Source organism: Lapidilactobacillus salsurivasis (genome assembly GCF_054785215.1).
In genome coordinates, this window is sequence record NZ_BAAABI010000010.1 from 55,888 (window position 1) to 75,142 (window position 19,255).

General features: G+C 46.5%; 12 protein-coding genes and 1 pseudogene. 12 read left to right on the forward strand and 1 reads right to left on the reverse strand.

Features of this window, described 5'->3' with window-relative positions; genetic code table 11:
- The first annotated feature begins 24 nt into the window (after nt 1-24).
- The 5 genes from ACYVSB_RS10870 (at nt 25) to ACYVSB_RS10890 (ending at nt 8,648) form a co-directional block, all read left to right on the forward strand.
- Complete coding sequence (locus tag ACYVSB_RS10870; RefSeq protein ID WP_461219378.1) at nt 25-2,286, forward strand: FAD-dependent oxidoreductase; 2,262 nt, start codon at nt 25-27, stop codon at nt 2,284-2,286.
- The gene (locus ACYVSB_RS10875; protein WP_225422151.1) at nt 2,283-3,149 is read left to right on the forward strand and encodes a carbohydrate ABC transporter permease; all 867 of its coding nucleotides are present in this window, start codon (nt 2,283-2,285) and stop codon (nt 3,147-3,149) included. The genes ACYVSB_RS10870 and ACYVSB_RS10875 overlap by 4 nt, the downstream gene beginning before the upstream one ends.
- Nucleotides 3,150-3,176: 27 nt before the next feature.
- A complete protein-coding gene (locus tag ACYVSB_RS10880) occupies nt 3,177-4,007 on the forward strand; it encodes a carbohydrate ABC transporter permease (protein WP_125597646.1) in 831 nt (276 codons plus the stop codon).
- Nucleotides 4,008-4,021: 14 nt separating this feature from the next.
- Nucleotides 4,022-5,299 carry an ABC transporter substrate-binding protein gene (locus ACYVSB_RS10885; RefSeq protein WP_461219379.1) on the forward strand — a complete coding sequence of 426 codons (1,278 nt, stop codon included), beginning with the start codon at nt 4,022-4,024 and terminating at the stop codon, nt 5,297-5,299.
- A 307-nt stretch (nt 5,300-5,606) separates the two neighbouring features.
- Nucleotides 5,607-8,648 carry a glycoside hydrolase family 2 TIM barrel-domain containing protein gene (locus tag ACYVSB_RS10890; RefSeq protein WP_461219380.1) on the forward strand — a complete coding sequence of 1,014 codons (3,042 nt, stop codon included), beginning with the start codon at nt 5,607-5,609 and terminating at the stop codon, nt 8,646-8,648.
- A gap of 247 nt (nt 8,649-8,895) precedes the next feature.
- On the opposite strand, the gene ACYVSB_RS10895 is transcribed toward ACYVSB_RS10890, so the two are convergent.
- A complete protein-coding gene (locus ACYVSB_RS10895) occupies nt 8,896-9,060 on the reverse strand; it encodes a hypothetical protein (RefSeq protein WP_461219381.1) in 165 nt (54 codons plus the stop codon).
- A gap of 357 nt (nt 9,061-9,417) precedes the next feature.
- On the opposite strand from ACYVSB_RS10895, the pseudogene ACYVSB_RS10900 reads away from it, so the two are divergent.
- From ACYVSB_RS10900 to ACYVSB_RS10930, 7 genes and pseudogenes are all read left to right on the forward strand, one after another.
- Nucleotides 9,418-9,642: pseudogene (locus ACYVSB_RS10900) on the forward strand (MurR/RpiR family transcriptional regulator); the annotation flags it as partial.
- Between the two features lie 865 nt (nt 9,643-10,507).
- Entirely contained in the window at nt 10,508-11,428 is a 921-nt protein-coding gene (locus ACYVSB_RS10905) for an ROK family protein (RefSeq protein ID WP_461219382.1), read from the forward strand.
- Between the two features lie 127 nt (nt 11,429-11,555).
- Nucleotides 11,556-13,346 (forward strand): glycoside hydrolase family 35 protein, encoded by a 1,791-nt coding sequence (locus tag ACYVSB_RS10910; RefSeq protein ID WP_461219383.1) that lies wholly within the window; start codon nt 11,556-11,558, stop codon nt 13,344-13,346.
- Between the two features lie 416 nt (nt 13,347-13,762).
- Nucleotides 13,763-14,674, forward strand: coding sequence for an ABC transporter permease (locus ACYVSB_RS10915; RefSeq protein WP_461219394.1), 912 nt, complete (start codon nt 13,763-13,765; stop codon nt 14,672-14,674).
- Nucleotides 14,675-14,692: 18 nt separating this feature from the next.
- On the forward strand, nt 14,693-15,637 hold the full coding sequence (locus ACYVSB_RS10920; protein ID WP_461219384.1) for a carbohydrate ABC transporter permease: 945 nt from the start codon (nt 14,693-14,695) through the stop codon (nt 15,635-15,637).
- Between the two features lie 46 nt (nt 15,638-15,683).
- Nucleotides 15,684-17,138 (forward strand): ABC transporter substrate-binding protein, encoded by a 1,455-nt coding sequence (locus tag ACYVSB_RS10925; RefSeq protein ID WP_461219385.1) that lies wholly within the window; start codon nt 15,684-15,686, stop codon nt 17,136-17,138.
- A gap of 142 nt (nt 17,139-17,280) precedes the next feature.
- Nucleotides 17,281-19,185 carry a family 20 glycosylhydrolase gene (locus ACYVSB_RS10930; RefSeq protein WP_461219386.1) on the forward strand — a complete coding sequence of 635 codons (1,905 nt, stop codon included), beginning with the start codon at nt 17,281-17,283 and terminating at the stop codon, nt 19,183-19,185.
- The last annotated feature ends 70 nt before the right edge of the window (nt 19,186-19,255 follow it).

Here is a 19,255-nt window from a genome sequence, read left to right on the forward strand (position 1 = left end):
ATAGCACATAAGGAGTGTGGGCAGTTGCTAACGTTTATTAAAAAAAAGGACATGGTTGTTATCGGAGGCGGGCTCGCCGGGATTTGCGCGGCAATTAGTGCAGCGCGACTAGGAAGGAGTGTTGCACTAGTCCATAACCGATCGATGTTAGGCGGAAATTCCAGTAGTGAAATCAGAGTATGGGTCTCAAGTGCGACAAAGCATGGTGTGAATCGCTACGCGCGCGAGACTGGGATTATGGGAGAACTGTTTGTTGAAAATCAGTATAGGAATATTGATGGGAACCCGTATATCTGGGATGCTCTACTTTTGGAGAAGGTCATTTCCGAAAAGAATATTGAGTTATTTTTGAATACTGAAATAACAAAAGTATTCATGGAGGGCGAATCCATTAAGAAGGTTTCAGGGAATACTTTAGGTTCAGAGCAAAGTATTGATTTTGAAGCACCGTTCTTTATCGATTGTACAGGTGACGGGGTAATTGGCTATCTTGCGGGGGCGGATTTTCGACTAGGAAGAGAGGGAAAAGACGAATTTAATGAATCATTAGCACCTAATAAGCCGGATAGTAAGTTGATGGGAAGTTCGTTGCTGTTTTACTCAAAAGAAGAGAATCATAAAGTGGAATTTATTCCACCATCTTTTGCTAAGAATATTGCGCAAACAGAGATTGCCAAAAACCGAATCATTCATGAAAAGGATAGTGGAGCAAAATACTGGTGGATCGAATTTGGTGGAGAGCTTGATGTTGTTCACGACAACGAGGCAATAAAGGGAGAACTGCTCTCACTGATATATGGACTGTGGGATTATATAAAGAATTCTGGTAAATATAATGCTGACAACATGACCTTAGAATGGGTGGGAACGGTTCCTGGGAAACGTGAATATCGACGGCTTCTTGGAGACTATGTGCTAAAGCAAAGCGATATTGAAGAGCAGACTCCCTTCCCGGATACGATTGGTTTCGGTGGGTGGTCCATCGACCTTCATCCTTCTCGAGGGATTTATAACGAGTCAGGTGGAGCATATCACTCAGTTGCAGATGGAATCTATCCCATTCCTTATCGAATGCTTTACTCGAGAAATATAGCTAATCTGTTTATGGCCGGAAGAGATATTAGCGCGAGTCATGTTGCCTTGGGCGGAGTTCGAATTATGGGAACGTGCGCGTTAATGGGCGAGGCAGTTGGCACTGCGTGTAGTTTGGCAGTTGAAAAAAAGTGTTCACCGAGAGAAATTTATCAGCTCCACTTACCACAGTATTTGCAACTGCTTTTACGTAACGATGCATCGGTTATTGGTTATCGTAACCTTGATGCTGATGATTTGGCTAGAACAGCAGAAGTATCATCATCGGGGCATCTAAGGGAAATCAACACATACGTCAGTAATTATCGGAAATATAAGCTTAATCAAAGTGTTGCGGTAAGCTTCCCGGTAAACCCGAAACTGAGTGCTATTAATGTGCCGATTTCAGCTCGAACAAATACGACTTTGAAAGTTGAGCTATGGCAAACAGGAAAGCCACAGAATTATATTCCTCAAGAGCTGATTGATGAGCAGGAGGTTAAGGTTTCTAAAGGTGAGTTAAATTGGATTAGAATCCCATTTAATTGGAGTCCTGAACATGAAAAAAATGCCTTTGTTATTTTTAGATCCAATTCAGATCTAGAACTTCTTCTTGGTTGTGGAAAGTATCCAGGTGTATTGAGCTATGTAAACATTGCGATTGAAGAAATGAATCATCCTGACTTGCATAAATTCACTCGCGAATCACCGGTTCTGCATTGGACAACGCAACTTATTCATAATCAGAATTTTATATTTAATGTTGAAGATGAAACCGAGGCCTTTGTACCACAAAATATCATTAACGGATATGTCCGACCATATAGTGGACCTAATATGTGGACTATGCGATTTGGGAATAGAAGTGAGTGGGTACAACTCAAGCTAAACGGATTAGTGACGATATCAGAGATTAGACTCACCTTTGATGATGATGTGAACGAGGATTTAATTAATTTACACCATCATTATACCGAACACCCAGCAATGCCGGAGATAGTCAAAGATTTTCGAATTTTGTACAACCAGAACGGGTCTTGGCAAGAGTTATTAAACGTAACTGGGAATCATGTTCGCCATCGTGTTTTTAAGCTTGAAAACAGAGTTGTGACTGATAATATTCGGCTTGAAATCATGAACACTAACGGAAGTGAATTTATGTCGATATATGAAATAAGACTCTATGGAAGGGTGAAGAAATGCGACGAGGAATGAAATTAACAGATAAGTATGTGGGATATATATTGGTGTTGCCGGCGATTGCGATATTCTGTGCGATAATTTTGTATCCGTTTATCAATTCGATTTTTCTGAGCTTCACGAATAAGTCATTCGTCTCAAACGAATTTTCGTTCGTGGGTCTGCAAAACTACAAGAAGATATTTCTGTCACCAACCTTCTTACAAGCCTTAAAGAACACATTGATTTTCGTTTTCTTTGCAACAGCACTTCCGTTTGTTGGCGGACTTATTTGGGCAATTTTCTTGGACTTAAAGTTCAGAGGAGCAGGATTTTTACGTGGAGCAACGCTAGTCAATTGGATTATCCCAGGTGCTTCGATCAGTTTTCTGTGGGCCTTTATTTTTGATACAAATCGGGGGATAGTTAATGAATTCTTGAAAAACATTGGCATTGGTAGTGGCACATACAACTGGCTCGGATCTGCAGAGACAGCAATGATTGTCGTTATTTTGGCTCGCACTTGGCAAATGCTGCCCTGGTATATGGCATTCTTGACGGGTGGCTTACAATCGATTTCCTTTGATCAGATTGAGGCTGCGAGGATGGATGGAGCGAGCAACTGGACAGTATTGCGAAAAATTGTTATTCCCGGCATGAAACCGATAATGGTTATTACACTTGTTTTAGGTATTATTGGAAATCTGCAGCATTTCGATATACCGCAGGTACTAACAGCAGGCGGGCCTGCAGGGGCAACAACAATGCTTTCCACTTTAGTGTATCGTGAGGCTTTTAGTAGTTATCGAATGGGATCTGCAGCAACTATAGGTACAATTTGGGCGATACTGTTGGGCATATTCAGCTTTCTATACTCTAAGAAAGTGGCAAGAGATTAATCAATACGAATACGAGGAGGTGTGCCTTTGTTTGAGAAGAGTAGGGGATTTAAAGTCTTTATAACCATTTTTGCTATAGTGATTGGAATATTCATTTTTTTTCCACTATTTTGGATGATCAATACAGCTTTAAAGAGTCCAAGCAAGACATATACTGTTGATTTATTCTTTAGTAGCTTTACAATCGATAATTTTAAGAACGTCCTGTTTGATCGTCAGATTTTGACTTACTTGAGAAATAGTTTGTTTGTTTCGTTTACAAGTTCCTTTTTATCGACAATTGTGTCAATGTTTGCGGGCTTCAGCTTTTCAAAATTCAGATATCGTGGTAGGGCGTCACTTATGTCACTAATAATGATGGCTCAGGCATTTCCGCAAGCAATTCTGCTGTTGACATTATATACGATGATGCAAAAGCTAAGGCTTGATGGCAGTTATATTTCGCTAATGCTTTCGTATATAGCTTTCGTACTTCCGGTCGGGACGTGGACTCTAAAAGCTTACTTTGATCAATTGCCAGATTCACTAATTGAGTCGGCTAAAGTTGATGGGGCCGGTTGGTTTAGGATAATCTTCCAAATTATGTTCCCATTGGCAGTTCCGGGAGTGATCTCAACAGCGATATATTCATTTGTTTGGAGTTGGAATGATTTACTGTACTCGTTGACCTTGATTACCGAGGATGCTAAGAGAACGCTGGCACCAGGATTGGTCATGAAGTATATGGGCGAATTTAATAACAATTGGGCTGAGATGATGGCTGCTTCAATTGTTGTTTCAATACCGGTAACGATAATCTTTATTCTATTGCAGAAGTACTTCATCTCTGGGTTAACGGCAGGCGCAGTGAAAGAATAGGAGAGAATTGAGTCATGAAGAAAAGATTACTTGGCACGATGATATTAGTTGTTTCTACCATGCTTTTTGGGTGTAGCTCAAAATCAGGAAGCGAGGCTGGGACTTCAAAAGAGAGTTCGAAGATTGTTTGGGCAGGTTGGTCTGGCGAAGAGGAAAGCACAAAGCCATTTATTAATGATTTGATCCATAGCTATAATAGTGAAGCCAAAGATAAGGTTAAATGGGTTGGTTGGCCATGGAAGGATACCCAGCAGCAACTAATCATTAGAAACCAAGGATCGGAACAGCTAGATGTTGCACAAGTTGACATTAATATGTTTGGTGCATTAGCCAAGATGGGGCTGCTCGAAGATATTAATACGTTATTAGGAAAGAAAGAATTATCAAAAACATATGAAGGGTCTGCTTTAAAAGTTGGTCAAGTAGATGGGAAGCAATTGGGAGTTCCTTGGTCCGTTGCGTCTATCGGCATGGTGTATAATCCGACAATTTTAAAGAAAGCAGGCTATGATAATCCTCCCAAGACAATTGCAGAATTTGAAGACTGTATGGCAAAGATCAAAGCGGTAGATCCCGATATAATTCCATATGGTGTTGCGACAAAAGAAGAAACGATGGCGACAGACTTTCAGCCGTGGCTTTGGACTTTCGGTGGAAAGATTTTAAAGAATGGAAAGGTAACACTTGATAGCAGTAAAACAAAAGATGCAATGAATTGGTATAAAGAGTTACTAAAAAACAATTATATTCAAATGAATATGACACGATTCGATGCGCGACAATTATTTGCCGAGGGGAAACTGGCATTCTATGATGACGCCATATCTGCTAAGGGTGTTGCGATGCAGAATGGTATCTCTGAAGACAAGTTGGCAGAATCAATCCAGCCGATGGAACGCCCGGTTCTAAATTCAGGAGATAATCCTCAAGCGGCGATGTGGGGGCACTTGTTAGTAGTTTTCAAGAAATCTAAGAACAAAGAAGAAGCACTCTCGTTTATTAAATTCGTGACGAACGAAAAACAGGCACTAAAATATTTGAACAGTAACGGTATGCCTCCGGTAGTTAAATCAGCCTTATCAAGTGAGGAGGTAAAGGCCGACACGTGGACCAAGTCATGGCTGGATTACTCAAAGACAGGGCAAAGATTAGAATTCACTGTTGAGCAAAATGGTTCAGAGCTCAATAATATTTTGGTTGAAGAACTTCAGGGTATTCTTTTAAACAAAAAATCTGTCGATGAGGGTATCACTAGTGCCTCTAAGAGAATAGAGGAGGCAATCAATCAGTGATAGAATGATAATAGGTGTTGCTATCGATAACAATCGGTTAGTGCTAATTATGAACAAAGAACACACGATTTCTTCGGAAATCGTGTGTTTTCATCTTCTCAACGCCTCATTTTCAATCATTGCCTCTACCGTAAATCATGACCGGCGTGATGACAAGCTTTTTTGTTGAAAATAATCCTTGGCGTGCAATTCGTCTGCTTTTCAATAAGATAGTCCATTGTTGTGAGGAAGAAAGCATGGTACGCTGTGAAATAACCAAGTGAAAGCGCTCTAGGCGGTTCACTAACATTATGCAGAAAGAAGATGAATGAAGTTGCGTGCTGATAAAAAATGGTTAACAGATCCTGATTGTGTTGGCGTTAACACGGTGCCGGCTCGGTCTTACTATATTCCATACCGAGATACTTCGGAGGCGTTAATGGCTGGTGATCGGCGGGATTCCAGTCGGTATAGTAGCCTGAATGGGACGTGGGATTTTGCCTATTTGGCGTCGATCCACGATTTGCCAGAGGCTTTTTGGGCAAAAGGGGCGTATGAGTTCAAGGCGCAGATTCCCGTGCCGTCCTGTTGGCAAAATCAAGGTTATGACCACCATCAATATACTAACGTTGAATATCCCATCCCCTATGATCCGCCGTTTGTGCCTGATGAAAATCCGGTGGGCATCTATCACCGCCAGTTTACGATTGAATCGGCGCTATTTACCGATGGAACGCGTTACTATCTGAATTTTGAAGGGGTGGATACCTGTTTCTATCTTTGGGTCAACGAGCAGTTTGTGGGCTTTGATCAGGTTAGTCACGCTAATTCGGAATTCGACCTCACTGATTTTGTCCACGAGGGAATCAATGAAATGACCGTCTTGGTAGTGAAGTGGTCGGTGGGGACTTACTTTGAGGATCAGGATAAATTCCGTTTGAGTGGCATTTTCCGGGATGTTTATTTACTGACGCGGCCGCAAGATCACTTGGCGGATGTGGCCTTCACCGCGGAACCAGCTCCAGAAACGATCGCCGGAACAACGGCGACGGGGCAGTTGACTTTGCAATCTTGGTCGGGAAATTCGGTGAGTGGAGCGGTGACCTACCAGTTATATGATCAAGACCAAACCTTGTTGCAGGAGGGGACATGGCAACAAGCGGATCAAGTGGTTTCCCTGCCCGAGAGTCATTTGTGGACGGCGGAGACGCCAGTTCTGTATACTTTGTTGCTTCAGACGGCCGCGGAGACCTTGAAATTCTCGGTTGGTTTTCGGCAATGGGCGTTAGATGATCAAGGCCGATTCTTGGTCAATGGGCAGCCAGTTAAGCTGTATGGCACCAATCATCATGATAGCCATCCGGTTCGCGGCGCGGCGGTGACGCTGGCTGATCAGCGCCATGATCTGCAACTCATGAAGCAACACCATTTCAATGCAATTCGCACTTCGCATTACCCTAAATCTCCGGAATTTTACGAGTTGTGTGATCAGTTAGGCTTCTATGTGCTTTCGGAAGCGGATGTGGAATGTCACGGCGTTGGCGAGTTGTACGGGGCCGCCGCCAATGGTGATTTATTTGCGGATGATCCAACCTATCAGAAAATCATTGTCGATCGGGTTGAGCGCATGATCGCGGCCAATCGCAACTTTACCAGTATTTTCGGCTGGTCAATGGGGAACGAATCTGGCTACGGGGTGAACTTCGCGGCGGCTTTGACGCGAACAAAGGTCTTAGATCCGACCCGGTTACGTCATTATGAAGGGCTTTGCCACGCGCCTGAAGCTTACGCCAGCGTTAGCGATGTTTTCAGTGTGATGTATTGGTCGCAATCCCAGATCGAGGCGTTCATGGAGGAGCACGCGACGATGCCTTTTATGTTGTGCGAATATGCGCACGCCATGGGTAACGGCCCGGGCGACTTGAAGATGTACGATGACCTGATGCAAAAACATCCCAATTTTATTGGCGCCTTTGTCTGGGAATGGTGCGATCACGCCATGTTGTTACCAGGCAGTACGCCAGTGGCGCCGCATTATGGGTATGGCGGCGATTTCGGCGACGAACCTAATTTTGGCAATTTCTGTATGGATGGCTTGGTTTATCCGGATCGTCGGCCGCATACTGGTTTGAAGGAGTATCAGGCGATTCATTTGCCAATTCAATTGGTCAAGGTTGCGGACAATCAATTGACGCTTCATAACCGCTTGGACTTCCAAATTGCCGGCGCGCGCTATCGGGGCTATTATCGCTATAGTGAAGCGGGACAGCCGGGTCCCTGGCAATCACTTGATCTTAACGATTTGGCCGCGGGCACAACGCGGACGTATTCAATCCAGCCTCAGCCAGAAACAGCGGCCTTGGTGACGCTGGAATGGACGTTGGGTTGCCAGCGGGGCGCGCGTCCTTGTCATCACGAAGCGCTGCAACAACTGGTTTTAACCAGTTCTGAATCAGCGGAAGTGCTGACAGATGAGGCCGGCGCCGCAACATTAAAACATGCTAACACAGACACTAGTGAGCCAATCCAAGTAACCACGACAGAGCGGACGCTCACCTTTAGTGGCACTGATTTTACTTATGTTTTCGATTTGCGTCAGTTGAGCTGGCAACAGTTGATCAATCATAATCAGAATTGGCTGGCGGCAACCAGCGCTTGGCAAATTTGGCGAGCGCCGATCGATAACGATCGTCACATCAAACATGACTGGCAACAGGCAGGTTATGACCGAGCGTTGCCGAAATTGGATGAGTATCAAGTTACAGAAACAGCGACGGGGATCACGCTAACGGTCAATTTTGGTCTGACCGCGACGGCGCGGCAACGGATTTTGAGTGCTCAAACAGTGTGGCGCTTGGATCTTGATGGTAATTTAGCGGCGCAAGTCAAAGTCCAGCGAGATCCAACAACGCCGATTTTGCCGCGCTTCGGCTTGGTATTCCCTTTGGTTGCCGCGGCCCAAGAGGCGACTTATTTAGGTTACGGACCGTCTGAAAGTTATCCGGACAAACACTGGGGCAGCTATCTGGGCCAGTTCACAACGACGGCCATGACGAACTACGAACCTTACCAACGTCCGCAGGAGAACGGCAGTCATTGGGGCACGCGTTGGGTCCAACTTCAGCAAACTGACCGAACATTAACGCTGCGCAGTCAGCAGCCCAATTCCTTTAGTCTGTTGCCATATCGGGCGGAAATCTTGACCAAAACGGCCCACCTTTTCGAATTACCACAGTCGACGGAAAATATTCTGAGCTGGGACTTCCAACAGGCTGGTGTAGGTTCCAACAGTTGTGGCCCGGAATTAGCGGAGCAATATCGTTTCGCCGCAACAGAATTTGATTGGAAGTTTAGTTTGGCGTTTGATTAGGTATATACTAAAATAGAGTGCAAGCCACCCCGGGTAGCTTCTGAGCATTAGGTTAGCAAAAGTAGATTGCCCGCAGCTTGCGCTGCGCGTGGCGTTGGTGGTTAGCAGATGTGGTGGGGCTCCAGGTCGGGCTGGGGGTGGTGGAACGCGGCGGGCACGATTTTGAGCTTTTCGGAAACCCGCCGAAAATCTCAAAACTCGGCCTTATTGTAGGCGATAAATCGCCAACAATAATATCGCGGCTGACTCACCCCCAGCCCGACCTTCCGCCAGACGAACAAACGGACCACCAACGCCACGCTCCGCTCCAGCCGCTTAACGTTATAACAGCCGTTTGAGCACTCACGCCATTTGGCAAGCTATCGTCAATTGATGGGGAACCACGCAATCGACGACCGTGTCTAGTGGTCACCAGCTTTAAATTGGTGACACCAGCACAGTCTGTCTGATGACCAAACCTAGTTCTCAGTGAATCAACTGAATTGATCGGTCTCACCCCAAAAAGGCAATTGTTTGACCTCTAGCTCGCAAAAGCACCCCGTCAAATCCTTCGCTCCGATTGCAGATAGGCTCAATACTGCCCAGCAACCGCTTCAGGATGTGGAGCACGTTTCAAAAAAGAGTGCGGAGCGCAATGGGTTGACTTTGAGCATTAACCTAGCTAGGATTTTGGAGGCGGTCTTCGCCTCCGGAAGCCTGGCGTAGCTAAGCGGAAGAAGCTGGGGGCGCAGCACATTTAAAAATGAACTAGAGATAAGTAGGATGAATCATGTTCAATGTTAATATCAAAGAAAATATCCAAGCGAGATACGCGACGTTTTCCGATCAGGAGAAGCGGATCGCGACATTTTTGCTGATGAAGGAAAGCCAGCGGATCGCGAATATCAGTGTGGCCCAGCTGGCTAAAGCGACGAACACAACGCCAGCAGTGGTGATTCGGTTTGTCAGTAAAATGGGGCTGAGTAGTTTCAACGAGCTGAAGTTGAAAGTCAGCACGCAAACGCAAGCGAGTACAGATCCAACTTTACAGAAAGTGGCGCAGAAGAATAGCATCCAAGGTGAAGTGGAAGATTACTATGCCAGCTTGGTCAAAAGCACTGAGAGAATGACCGCGGATGCGGATTTGAAGCGAGCGCTAAAGTTGATTCTCAAGACACCGCGGATCTACCTTTATGGGGTCGGCAGTTCGGGATTGACCGCCGCTGAATTTGGCCAGCGCCTGCTGCAAATGGGGCTAAGCGCTAGCGTTATTTCTGATACGCATATGATGTTGGCGAATAGTCTGGTCTTGCGGAAAACCGATTTGGTAATCGGAATCCGGTTTCTGGGGAGACCCAAGAAGTCTGGAACGCGTTACAGATCGCCAAGAAAAATCAAGCGAAAATCATTGTTTTCACCGGATCGTCCAACAGCGGGATTGCTAAATTGGCGGATGCGCGCATCGACGGGTATAATTCGCGTTTCGTCGGCGATGCGCGTTTCGTCAACTCCCAACTGGCTATTTTGTACCAAATCGACGTGCTTTCGGCAATGTTGTTAGAAGACGCCGAATTGCGGAAGAAAATGAGCCGGGCCAATGCCGTGATCGCGAAAAGTTTAGCGCAACCAGTCCCTGCTGATGAGTCGGACGTATAGCCATCCGTTTTTTGACTTTCGGAGGGATTTTTGTCAAGATAATGCTAAATGACTAGGCGGCTACTTGAGCGCCAAATATAACGGCCGCCAATGATTTAGTGCACCTGGCGGCTGGGGAAAGAAGGAAGAGTGCGTGAGAAACAGAATAAGACAACGCACGCAGGCTGTGACGCTTGCCGAGAGCGCCGCTAGTTCGGCCGCTTTGAGTAGGTGCGGGTGGCGCCATGAATAATGATGAAAAGGCGATGCGCTTCCTTCTGTTTGATATTGGTGGCGCGACGATCAAGTGGGGCGTTGTTAATTTAGATGGAACCTTTTTGACACGCCAAGAAATCAAAACAGAAGCCGCTTTAGGCGGTCAACAAATTCTGACGAAGGTCAAGCAAATTATTACGCAAGAGCGGCAAAATGGCGGGTTGTCCGGAATCGCCATCGCGACGGCGGGCATTATTGATCACGAGTCCGGCGAAATTGTTTTCGCCGGTCCTTTGTTGCCTCAATATTCGGGCATCAATTTCAAGCGCTTGCTAGAGCGCCAGTTTGCGGTACCCGTGGAAGTAGAGAATGACGTCAATTGCATGGGCTTAGCGGAATCGATCAGTGGCGCTGGTGAGGCGGGGAATCCCAACTTGTGTTTATCCGTAGGCACAGGTATTGGCGGCTGCTTAGTGGTGGACCAACAAATCTATCGCGGCTTCAGTAATAGTTCTTGCGAAATTGGTTACATGAATCTTCCGGGCGGTGAATTCCAAGATATGGGCGCGACCAATGTATTGAGTCGTCGCGTGGCCAAACAAATGGGGGAATCGATCGAGCGCTGGACCAGCCATCGGGTGATTGACGCCGCTGCGAACGGCAATGAAATCTGCCGCGAAGCTGTAGTTGAAATGACAGGTGTTCTCGGCCAAGGCATCGCTAACCTTTGCTATGTGCTCAATCCCCAGTTGGTTATTATTGGCGGGGAGATCGCGGGCCATGCCAAGTATCTGAAACCTTTGATCGATCGCGCTTTGGGACGGTATCTCCTACCAATCGTTCGTCAGAATACAACCCTGACCTTTGCCCATTATCAAGATGACGCCGGGTTGATTGGTGCGTTTTATCATTTCATTATGAAACATCCGTATTTGGATAAAAACGTGTAAGCAGTGGTAGTTTAACTAGGGACGGGTGGAGCATGATGAAAGAAGCGGCCCGCCCGTTACTTTTGCCCTGGGTCGTGATTGTTACGCTAGATTAAAAAAATCGATTTTTTCTGGAGGAGATTTTTTAATGACAAGTTTCCAAATCAAAGAGCAGTTCTATTTAGACGACCAGCCACTGCGTTTACGGTCTGGTGCGCTTCACTATTTTCGAATCCACCCTAGCCAGTGGTCACAAGATCTTTTCAATTTGCGGGCCTTGGGGTGTAACACCGTAGAAACCTATGTGCCTTGGAACCTTCATGAACCGCAAGAAGGCAGATTTGACTTCAAGGGGATCAAGGATTTGTTTCACTTTCTTGATTTAGCTCAGGAACAAGGGCTTTATGTGATTTTGCGTCCCAGCCCTTATATTTGCGCAGAGTGGGATTTTGGCGGTCTGCCAGCGTGGCTATTGGCAAAGCCAAAGCTACGTGTTCGGTCGACCGATCAACAATATTTATCTGCGGTTGAACATTACTATCACGAATTACTGCCGCGGTTGCAGCCATATCAAATTGATCAAGGTGGGCCAATCTTGATGATGCAGGTAGAGAATGAATATGGTTCTTACGGCAATGAACACGGATATTTGCGACAATTAGTACATTTGATGCGCCGGGAAGGTATTAGTGTGCCGCTGTTTACCGCGGATGGCGCCTGGGATCAGGCATTAGATTCAGGCTCGTTGATTGGGGATGATATATTTGTCACCGGCAATTTTGGCGCAGATGTCACTAATAATTTTGAAAATTTGGCCCAGTATTTCGCCCGTAATCAACGCAAATGGCCGTTGATGTGTATGGAATATTGGGATGGCTGGTTCGATCAATGGGGCAAGCCTATCAATAAGCGACCGCCTAAAGAGGTGGCCGCTGACGTGACCATGCTTGCCAAACGTGGCAGCTTCAATTTGTATATGTTTCGTGGCGGTACTAATTTCGGTTTTATGAATGGTTGCCTACAGGAGCAAGGGCAGGTTCGACCGCAAACAACTTCTTACGATTATGACGCTTTGTTGGATGAAGCTGGCAATCCGACGGCCAAATATTTTGCAGTGCAAGAAGCATTGGCACAAACGATCCCAGGGATCGAACAGGCGCAGCCGCGATTGCGGGCGGCGCGGACTTACGGTGAGTTTGCCCCAGATGGTGTACTCAATCTTGAGCAGGCCACGCAGCAACTGACTCGAACCCCCAGTCAATATCCTTTGTCGATGGCCGAAATCGGTAGCGGTTATGGCTACTTATACTATCAAACTGAGTTGATCAATTATCATCATCCGGATGAACTGACATTAGTTGGATTGGCTGATCGCGCTCAAGTGCTGATCAACGGCGAAACGGTAGCAGTCCAAGAGGAAGCTGATCCGCAAAAGTCGATCACGTATTCCGCCGCAACTGGTGACCACATTCAGTTAGGGATTTTGGTGGAAAATTTGGGTCGAATCAACTATGGTTCTGCTTTGAGCGCCCCATCTCAGGCTAAAGGGTTAGTTGGTGGGGTTCAAATCAATAATCATTATCAAAGCGGTTGGACCCAGACTGTCTTCGATTTCACCCCGGAAATGCTGGGTGGGTTGGTCTTTGCTAAGGCGACGGACTCATCAAAGTTGGCCCAACCACAATTGACGCACTTCACCGTAGCGTTGGCGGAAATCGATGGGGATACATACCTAGATTGCTCTGCTTGGGGCAAAGGCTGCGTGAGCTTGAATGGCGTCAATTTGGGTCGGTATTGGCACCGGGGACCATATCAAACGCTTTATATTCCTGCTGGTTTGTTGAAGCAACAGAACGAGTTTGTTGTTTTTGAAACGGAGGGCCGAGCTGTGACTCGACTGATTCTGGTGGAGCATCCTAAGACGTGCACGAACTATTAAAAAACGTCAACTATTCAAATTTATGCATAAAATCGGAAAAATAGTTAATCGTGTCTAGGCAATCTGACTAAGTTCAATGCCCGCGCTCAGGCAGGTTGCCGAAAAAATCAAGCCAAAATCAAAACGTCTAGACCATTTATTCAGGTGAATGGTCTTTTTTGATATACAAAACAATATACCAACTACTTGCCTTGGGTGGTTGGCATACACAAAAAACGGTCAACCTATAATTTGTATACAAACAACCATGGTTTATGACTAAAGAATAAAATCTGTAAGCGCTATACTAAATTTGCAATTAGTTGAAAGGGGGTTGAATGATGTCAGTCAATCAAGGAGCAGCAACGGGCGAGAGTCGAGAAACTCAACAACTTGAACAGTTGGCGCAACAAAAGCGGCCAAACAAGTTTGTTAAAATGCTGCGCAACAACGGCACATTCATTTTATTCTGTTTACCTGGGGCCCTGTGGATGATTTTCTTCTTCTACATTCCCGTTTTCGCGAACGTGGTCGCCTTTAAGGAATTTCACTTCTCACCAAATGGGTTTATTGATAGCTTAATTACCAGCCCTTGGGTTGGTTGGAAAAACTTCGAGTTCCTGTTCAAATCAAATGATGCTTGGTTGATCACGCGGAATACCGTGCTTTACAATGTTGGGTTCATTACTTTGAACTTGATCATTTCTGTTTTCTTCGCGATCGTGATGAGTATGTTACGAAACGGGCGTTTAACGAAACTCTATCAAACTTGGATGCTTTTACCATATTTCTTATCTTGGGTTATCATTAGTTACTTCGTTTACGCGTTCTTGAGTCCCGACAAAGGGCTGATCAACTCGATGATCGTCGCCACGGGTGGTAAACGAATCAATTGGTACATTGAGCCGATGTATTGGCCGTATATCCTGCTGTTTATCGGGACGTGGAAAGGGATCGGGTACAACAGTATCCTCTACTTCGCCACCGTCATGGGCATTGATCCAACTTACTTTGAGGCGGCTGAGGTTGACGGCGCTAACAAGTGGCAACAAATCAAACACATCACCTTGCCATCATTAGTACCATTGATGACCTTAATGACCATCTTAGCGGTTGGCCGAATCTTCTCCGCCGACTTCGGATTGTTCTATAATGTGCCGATGCAATCAGGCTCGCTCTATAATGTGACGCAGGTCTTTGACACGTATGTCTTCAAAGGGTTGAAAGCGACCGGCGACTTAGGAATGTCTAGCGCGGCCAGTCTGTTCCAGTCAACGGTTGGGTTCGTCGTACTGATGGTCTCCAACGCGGTGGTTCGGCATATTGATCCAGAATCAGCATTATTCTAAAAGGAGGACTGACTAACAATGGAAGCGACACCACAAGAACCAAAAAAGAAAAAGAGCAGAATTAGCGCCGTTGATGTCCGGTCCTTCGGTAAAGGGTCAAATATTGTTTTCAATATCATCGTTTTCCTGTTCGCGTTATCATGCTTACTGCCATTCTTCTTCGTTGTCATCATCTCGTTGACCTCGGAGAATGCCTTGACAATCAATGGCTATCAACTATGGCCAAAGGAATGGAGCGTTTCAGCCTACACATTCTTAGCGCAAAATGGCGCGCAATTACTTCGTTCCCTGGGTGTGACTGTGTTCATCACCGTGTTTGGGACGATCATCAACACAACGATCACGTCAACTTACGCTTATTCAATTTCACGGAGCAATTTCAAATTCAAACGTTTCTTCACGATTTTCTGTCTGATCACGATGCTGTTCGCGCCTGGGATGGTTGCTAACTATATCGTTGTCACGAACTTACTGCATTTGAACGATACGATTTGGGCTTTGATTTTGCCAATGGCGATGAGCCCCTTCAACGCGATCGTCATGCGGACTTTCTTCAAGCGGCAGGTGTCGGACTCAATCATTGAGGCGGCGCGGATCGATGGCGCCAGTGAGACACGGATCTTGCTGCAAATCGTTTTACCGTTAGCGGTTCCTGGGATCGCGACCATCAGTTTGTTCGCGGCGTTAGGCTTCTGGAATGATTGGTTCAACGCTTTACTGTATATCCAGAACGACAACTTGGTCCCACTACAGTATTACTTGATGCGAATCCAGTCCAACATTGAAATGTTGACCAAGAATCTTGGCGCGGGTTCACAGTACGCAAGCTCATTAGCAGCTGTACCAAAGGAAGCGACGCGGATGGCCATGGTCGTAATCTCCACGGTTCCGATCGTCATCACCTATCCATTCTTCCAGAAGTACTTCGTTAAGGGCTTAACGATTGGCGGCGTTAAAGAATAGGTAACACGTTTTTTAAAAAAATCATTTCTACTCGGGAGGTAGCGAAATGAAAAAATGGCAAAAGGCGATGCTCGGTGTAGCATCAGTAGCAAGTCTGGCATTATTGATGGCTGGGTGTGGCAACAAGAAGAGCTCAACCGGTGATACGAAGGACGGCGTCACAACTTTGACGGTGTATCAAGTTGGGGACAAGCCGAAGAATTACGATCAATTGATGGCCAAGGCAAACAAGGTTTTTGAAAAGGAAATCAACGCTAAGCTGAAATTCAACTACATTGGCTGGGGCGATTTCAGTCAAAAAATGACCGTTATGGTGTCTTCAGGCGATGACTATGATATCGCGCGGGCAGACAACTATGCGATCAACGCGCAAAAGGGCGCCTATACTGACTTAACCAAATTATTACCGAAATACGCGAGCAAGGCTTACAAAGATCTCGATGACGCTTATATCAAGGGCAACACGATCGATGGTAAATTGTACGCGATGCCAGTTCAAGGTAACGTTTACGCGAACGCGAACATTGCCTTCAACAAACATTTCTTAGAGAAATACAATCTCGATATCAAAGATGTTAAGACTTATCAAGACCTGGAACCACTCTTGAAAGCCGTTCACGCTGGTGAGAAGTCAACTGTAGCTTTTGCAATGGGCAAAGGCTTCCACGTTGAATCAAACTTCGACTATGTTTCCGGTAACGGGTTGCCATTCGCGGTTGACTTGGAAGGCGATGGCACGAAGATCGTCAACCAATATGACTCACCACGGATGTTGAAGAACTTGAAGACGATCCATGACTACTACCAAAAGGGTTACATCGCGCAAGACGCAGCTTCCGCTAGCCGTGACTACCCAATGGAAGGTAACACTTGGTTCGCGCGTCAAGAAACAGTTGGACCTTACGATTATGGCAACCAAGCCTTAAATAATTCAGCTGGTGGCGACAAGATCGAAGTTGCAGCGATTACGGATGACTTCAAGACAACTTCGCAAGCCCAAATGTCGAACTGGGTTGTTGGTAACAACTCTAAGCACAAGGAATTGGCTGTTAAGGCATTAGGCTTATTGAACAGCAATCCTGAAATCCTAAACGGCTTAGTTTGGGGTATCAAGGGCGAGAACTGGACTAAGACTGGCGATACAACCATCAAATTGACCAAGAACTTCGATAACAGCAAGCGGATGCCTGCATGGAACTTGGGCAACAACAAGATTCTTTACACAACTTCAGATACAACTGAAGAAATGATCAAGGATCGTGACGAATCAATCGCTAGCGCTAAACAATCACCAATTTTAGGCTTTAACTTTGATTCTTCTTCAGTTAAAACTGAATTGAGTAACATCCAGAACGTGATGGACAAGTACTCAGACAGTTTGAATACGGGTACTGTTGAGCCTGCTTCAACCATCAAGAAGATGGATGCCGAATTGAAGACTGCCGGCTACGAAAAAGTTCAAAAAGAAATGCAAAAACAATTTGACGCTTGGCGTAAATAAAACCATGCAATGATTTGGTGAAATAGGAGATTCCCAAGGCTGAGAAAGTCTTGGGAATTTTTTTAAAGGGTGGGTGATTCAACCGACCCAGTAGCAGTCAGAGTGAGTATACTTGAAGCAAGTAGTGAGGAGCAGAGGTTAAATGGAGCTTTTAAATCAGGAGCCGCAGTTGCAGCAGGTATTTACAGAACTAACAGATCATTTGGCGACCTTGCAGCCGATTCCGGCGGGACAAGTGATTGTTGACTTCCAGCCGGATCAACATGAGCTGGTTTTGCAGTGGGATGCGCAGCGGCAACTTGCGCGAATCATTATTCCAAAGTTAGTTTACTTGGGGCGGTTATACAGCCAACTGGTGGCGTTAGATCTGACGCGCGACCAGGCGCTTCAAGAACCGGTGCTTTTTCCGGAGGTGGCGTTTTCCTTGGATTTGTCGCGAAATGGCGTGATGCGCTTAGAAACCGTGCGCCAATTTGTCCGCTATTTAGCGGTCATGGGGTATACGCATTTATATCTGTATATGGAGGATACTTATCAGGTCGCGACGCAGCCGTATCAAGGGTATCTGCGCGGCGCTTATTCGCAGGCAGAGCTCCAAGCAATCGATGATGACGCGGCGCAATTCGGCATTGAAGTGTTGCCGTGTATCCAAACCTTAGCCCATTTAGATCAGTTGTTGAAATGGTCAGCCTATGATCGCGTTCGCGAGGACCAGTCAACGTTGCTGGTGGAGCAGCCGGAGACCTATCAGTTGATTGAGCAGTGGTTACGGCAATTGCGGGGGACTTTCCGCAGTCGCCGTGTTCACTTGGGTTTGGACGAGGCGAACGGCGTGGGTCGGGGGCAATATTTGCAACATCATCCCTACCAGTCGCAGCAGAAATTGATCAGTCAACATATTGCCAAAGTGGTAGACTTGTGTGAGCAAGCCGGATTGGCGCCGGAAATTTGGAGTGACTTTCTTTATCGTGCGCTGGATCGACGGCAGGCGCCAGGGTATTACGCACTTGATGCGGATCTGGATGAGCAGGCGGCGGCGCAATTGCCCAAGGAAGTTGCCTATTGTTATTGGGATTATGGCGAGGCCAAGGAAGAGAATTATCGAATACGGCTGCAGCGTCATCGCCTGTTTGGACCCAAGGTGCATTTTGCGGGCGGGGTTCATATTTTCGGTAATTTAGTGCCCAACTATGGCAAGTCTTGGCAGACATTGGCACCAGCGCTGGCGGCTTGTCAGCAAGAACAAGTGACCCAGGTGATGTTGACGACGTGGGGCGATGATGGCCAGGAAACCGCGCATTGGTTGGCTTTGCCGATCATGCAGTTGTTTGCGGAACGCTGTTACAACGAGAAGATCGACTTTGCTCTTGGCGCAGAACGCTTCAGTCATTGCGTTCAACCACAACTGTTTCCGTTCTTGTTGCAGTTGGACCAACTTAACGAAGTGCCAGGTGTTTTGTCTGAAAACTATTGGATGGCCAATCCCAGCAAGTATTTGTTGTGGCAAGACCCGCAAGTTGGCTTGTTCGATGAGGACCTGCGGCGTTATCAAGTGACGGCCGGGGTTGATTTAGCGGCGTATTATCAACAACAGGCGTCCCAACTGCAACAATGGCCTGAGGCGCAAGGGATTTGGGCGCTGATCACTGCCTATTATCAACGGTTGGCCCGAGTCTTAGCGCAGAAAAGTACCCTCGGTCTGCGTTTGCGGCAAGCTTATCTGGCTGATGATCGAACTGCTTTGGTCGATTTGGCGACGCAAGTGCTGTCACCGTTGCGGTCGCAGGTGGAAAAGTTGCAAGCACTTCATTATCAAATCTGGCAGGCGACCTATCGTCCCTTTGGTTGGGAAGTCTTGGAGGCGCGCTATGCCACCTTGGCGAGCCGGTTGGGGACGACCGCTCGGGCAGTCTATGACTATTTGGCCGGCGATACCCAGGCCCTAGCGGCTTTGGCTGCACCACGATTGCCTTATGGTGGTCAAACACCTTTGACAGAACTCAGCGCGCCGATTTATCGTAAGATTGCGTTCACAGGCTATAATTAAGAGTGCGGAGCGACCCGGGTAGCTTCTGAGCATTAGCCTAGCAACTGTTTTGGAGGCCGCACTTTGCCTC

Excerpts from the sequence above, each read along its gene's own strand:
- ACYVSB_RS10875 (WP_225422151.1), top strand. The coding sequence starts at position 2,283 with ATGAAATTAACAGATAAGTATGTGGGATATATATTGGTGTTGCCGGCG.
- ACYVSB_RS10885 (WP_461219379.1), top strand. The coding sequence starts at position 4,022 with ATGAAGAAAAGATTACTTGGCACGATGATATTAGTTGTTTCTACCATG.
- ACYVSB_RS10890 (WP_461219380.1), top strand. The coding sequence starts at position 5,607 with ATGAAGTTGCGTGCTGATAAAAAATGGTTAACAGATCCTGATTGTGTT.
- ACYVSB_RS10905 (WP_461219382.1), top strand. The coding sequence starts at position 10,508 with ATGAATAATGATGAAAAGGCGATGCGCTTCCTTCTGTTTGATATTGGT.
- ACYVSB_RS10910 (WP_461219383.1), top strand. The coding sequence starts at position 11,556 with ATGACAAGTTTCCAAATCAAAGAGCAGTTCTATTTAGACGACCAGCCA.
- ACYVSB_RS10915 (WP_461219394.1), top strand. The coding sequence starts at position 13,763 with ATGCTGCGCAACAACGGCACATTCATTTTATTCTGTTTACCTGGGGCC.
- ACYVSB_RS10920 (WP_461219384.1), top strand. The coding sequence starts at position 14,693 with ATGGAAGCGACACCACAAGAACCAAAAAAGAAAAAGAGCAGAATTAGC.
- ACYVSB_RS10925 (WP_461219385.1), top strand. The coding sequence starts at position 15,684 with ATGAAAAAATGGCAAAAGGCGATGCTCGGTGTAGCATCAGTAGCAAGT.
- ACYVSB_RS10930 (WP_461219386.1), top strand. The coding sequence starts at position 17,281 with ATGGAGCTTTTAAATCAGGAGCCGCAGTTGCAGCAGGTATTTACAGAA.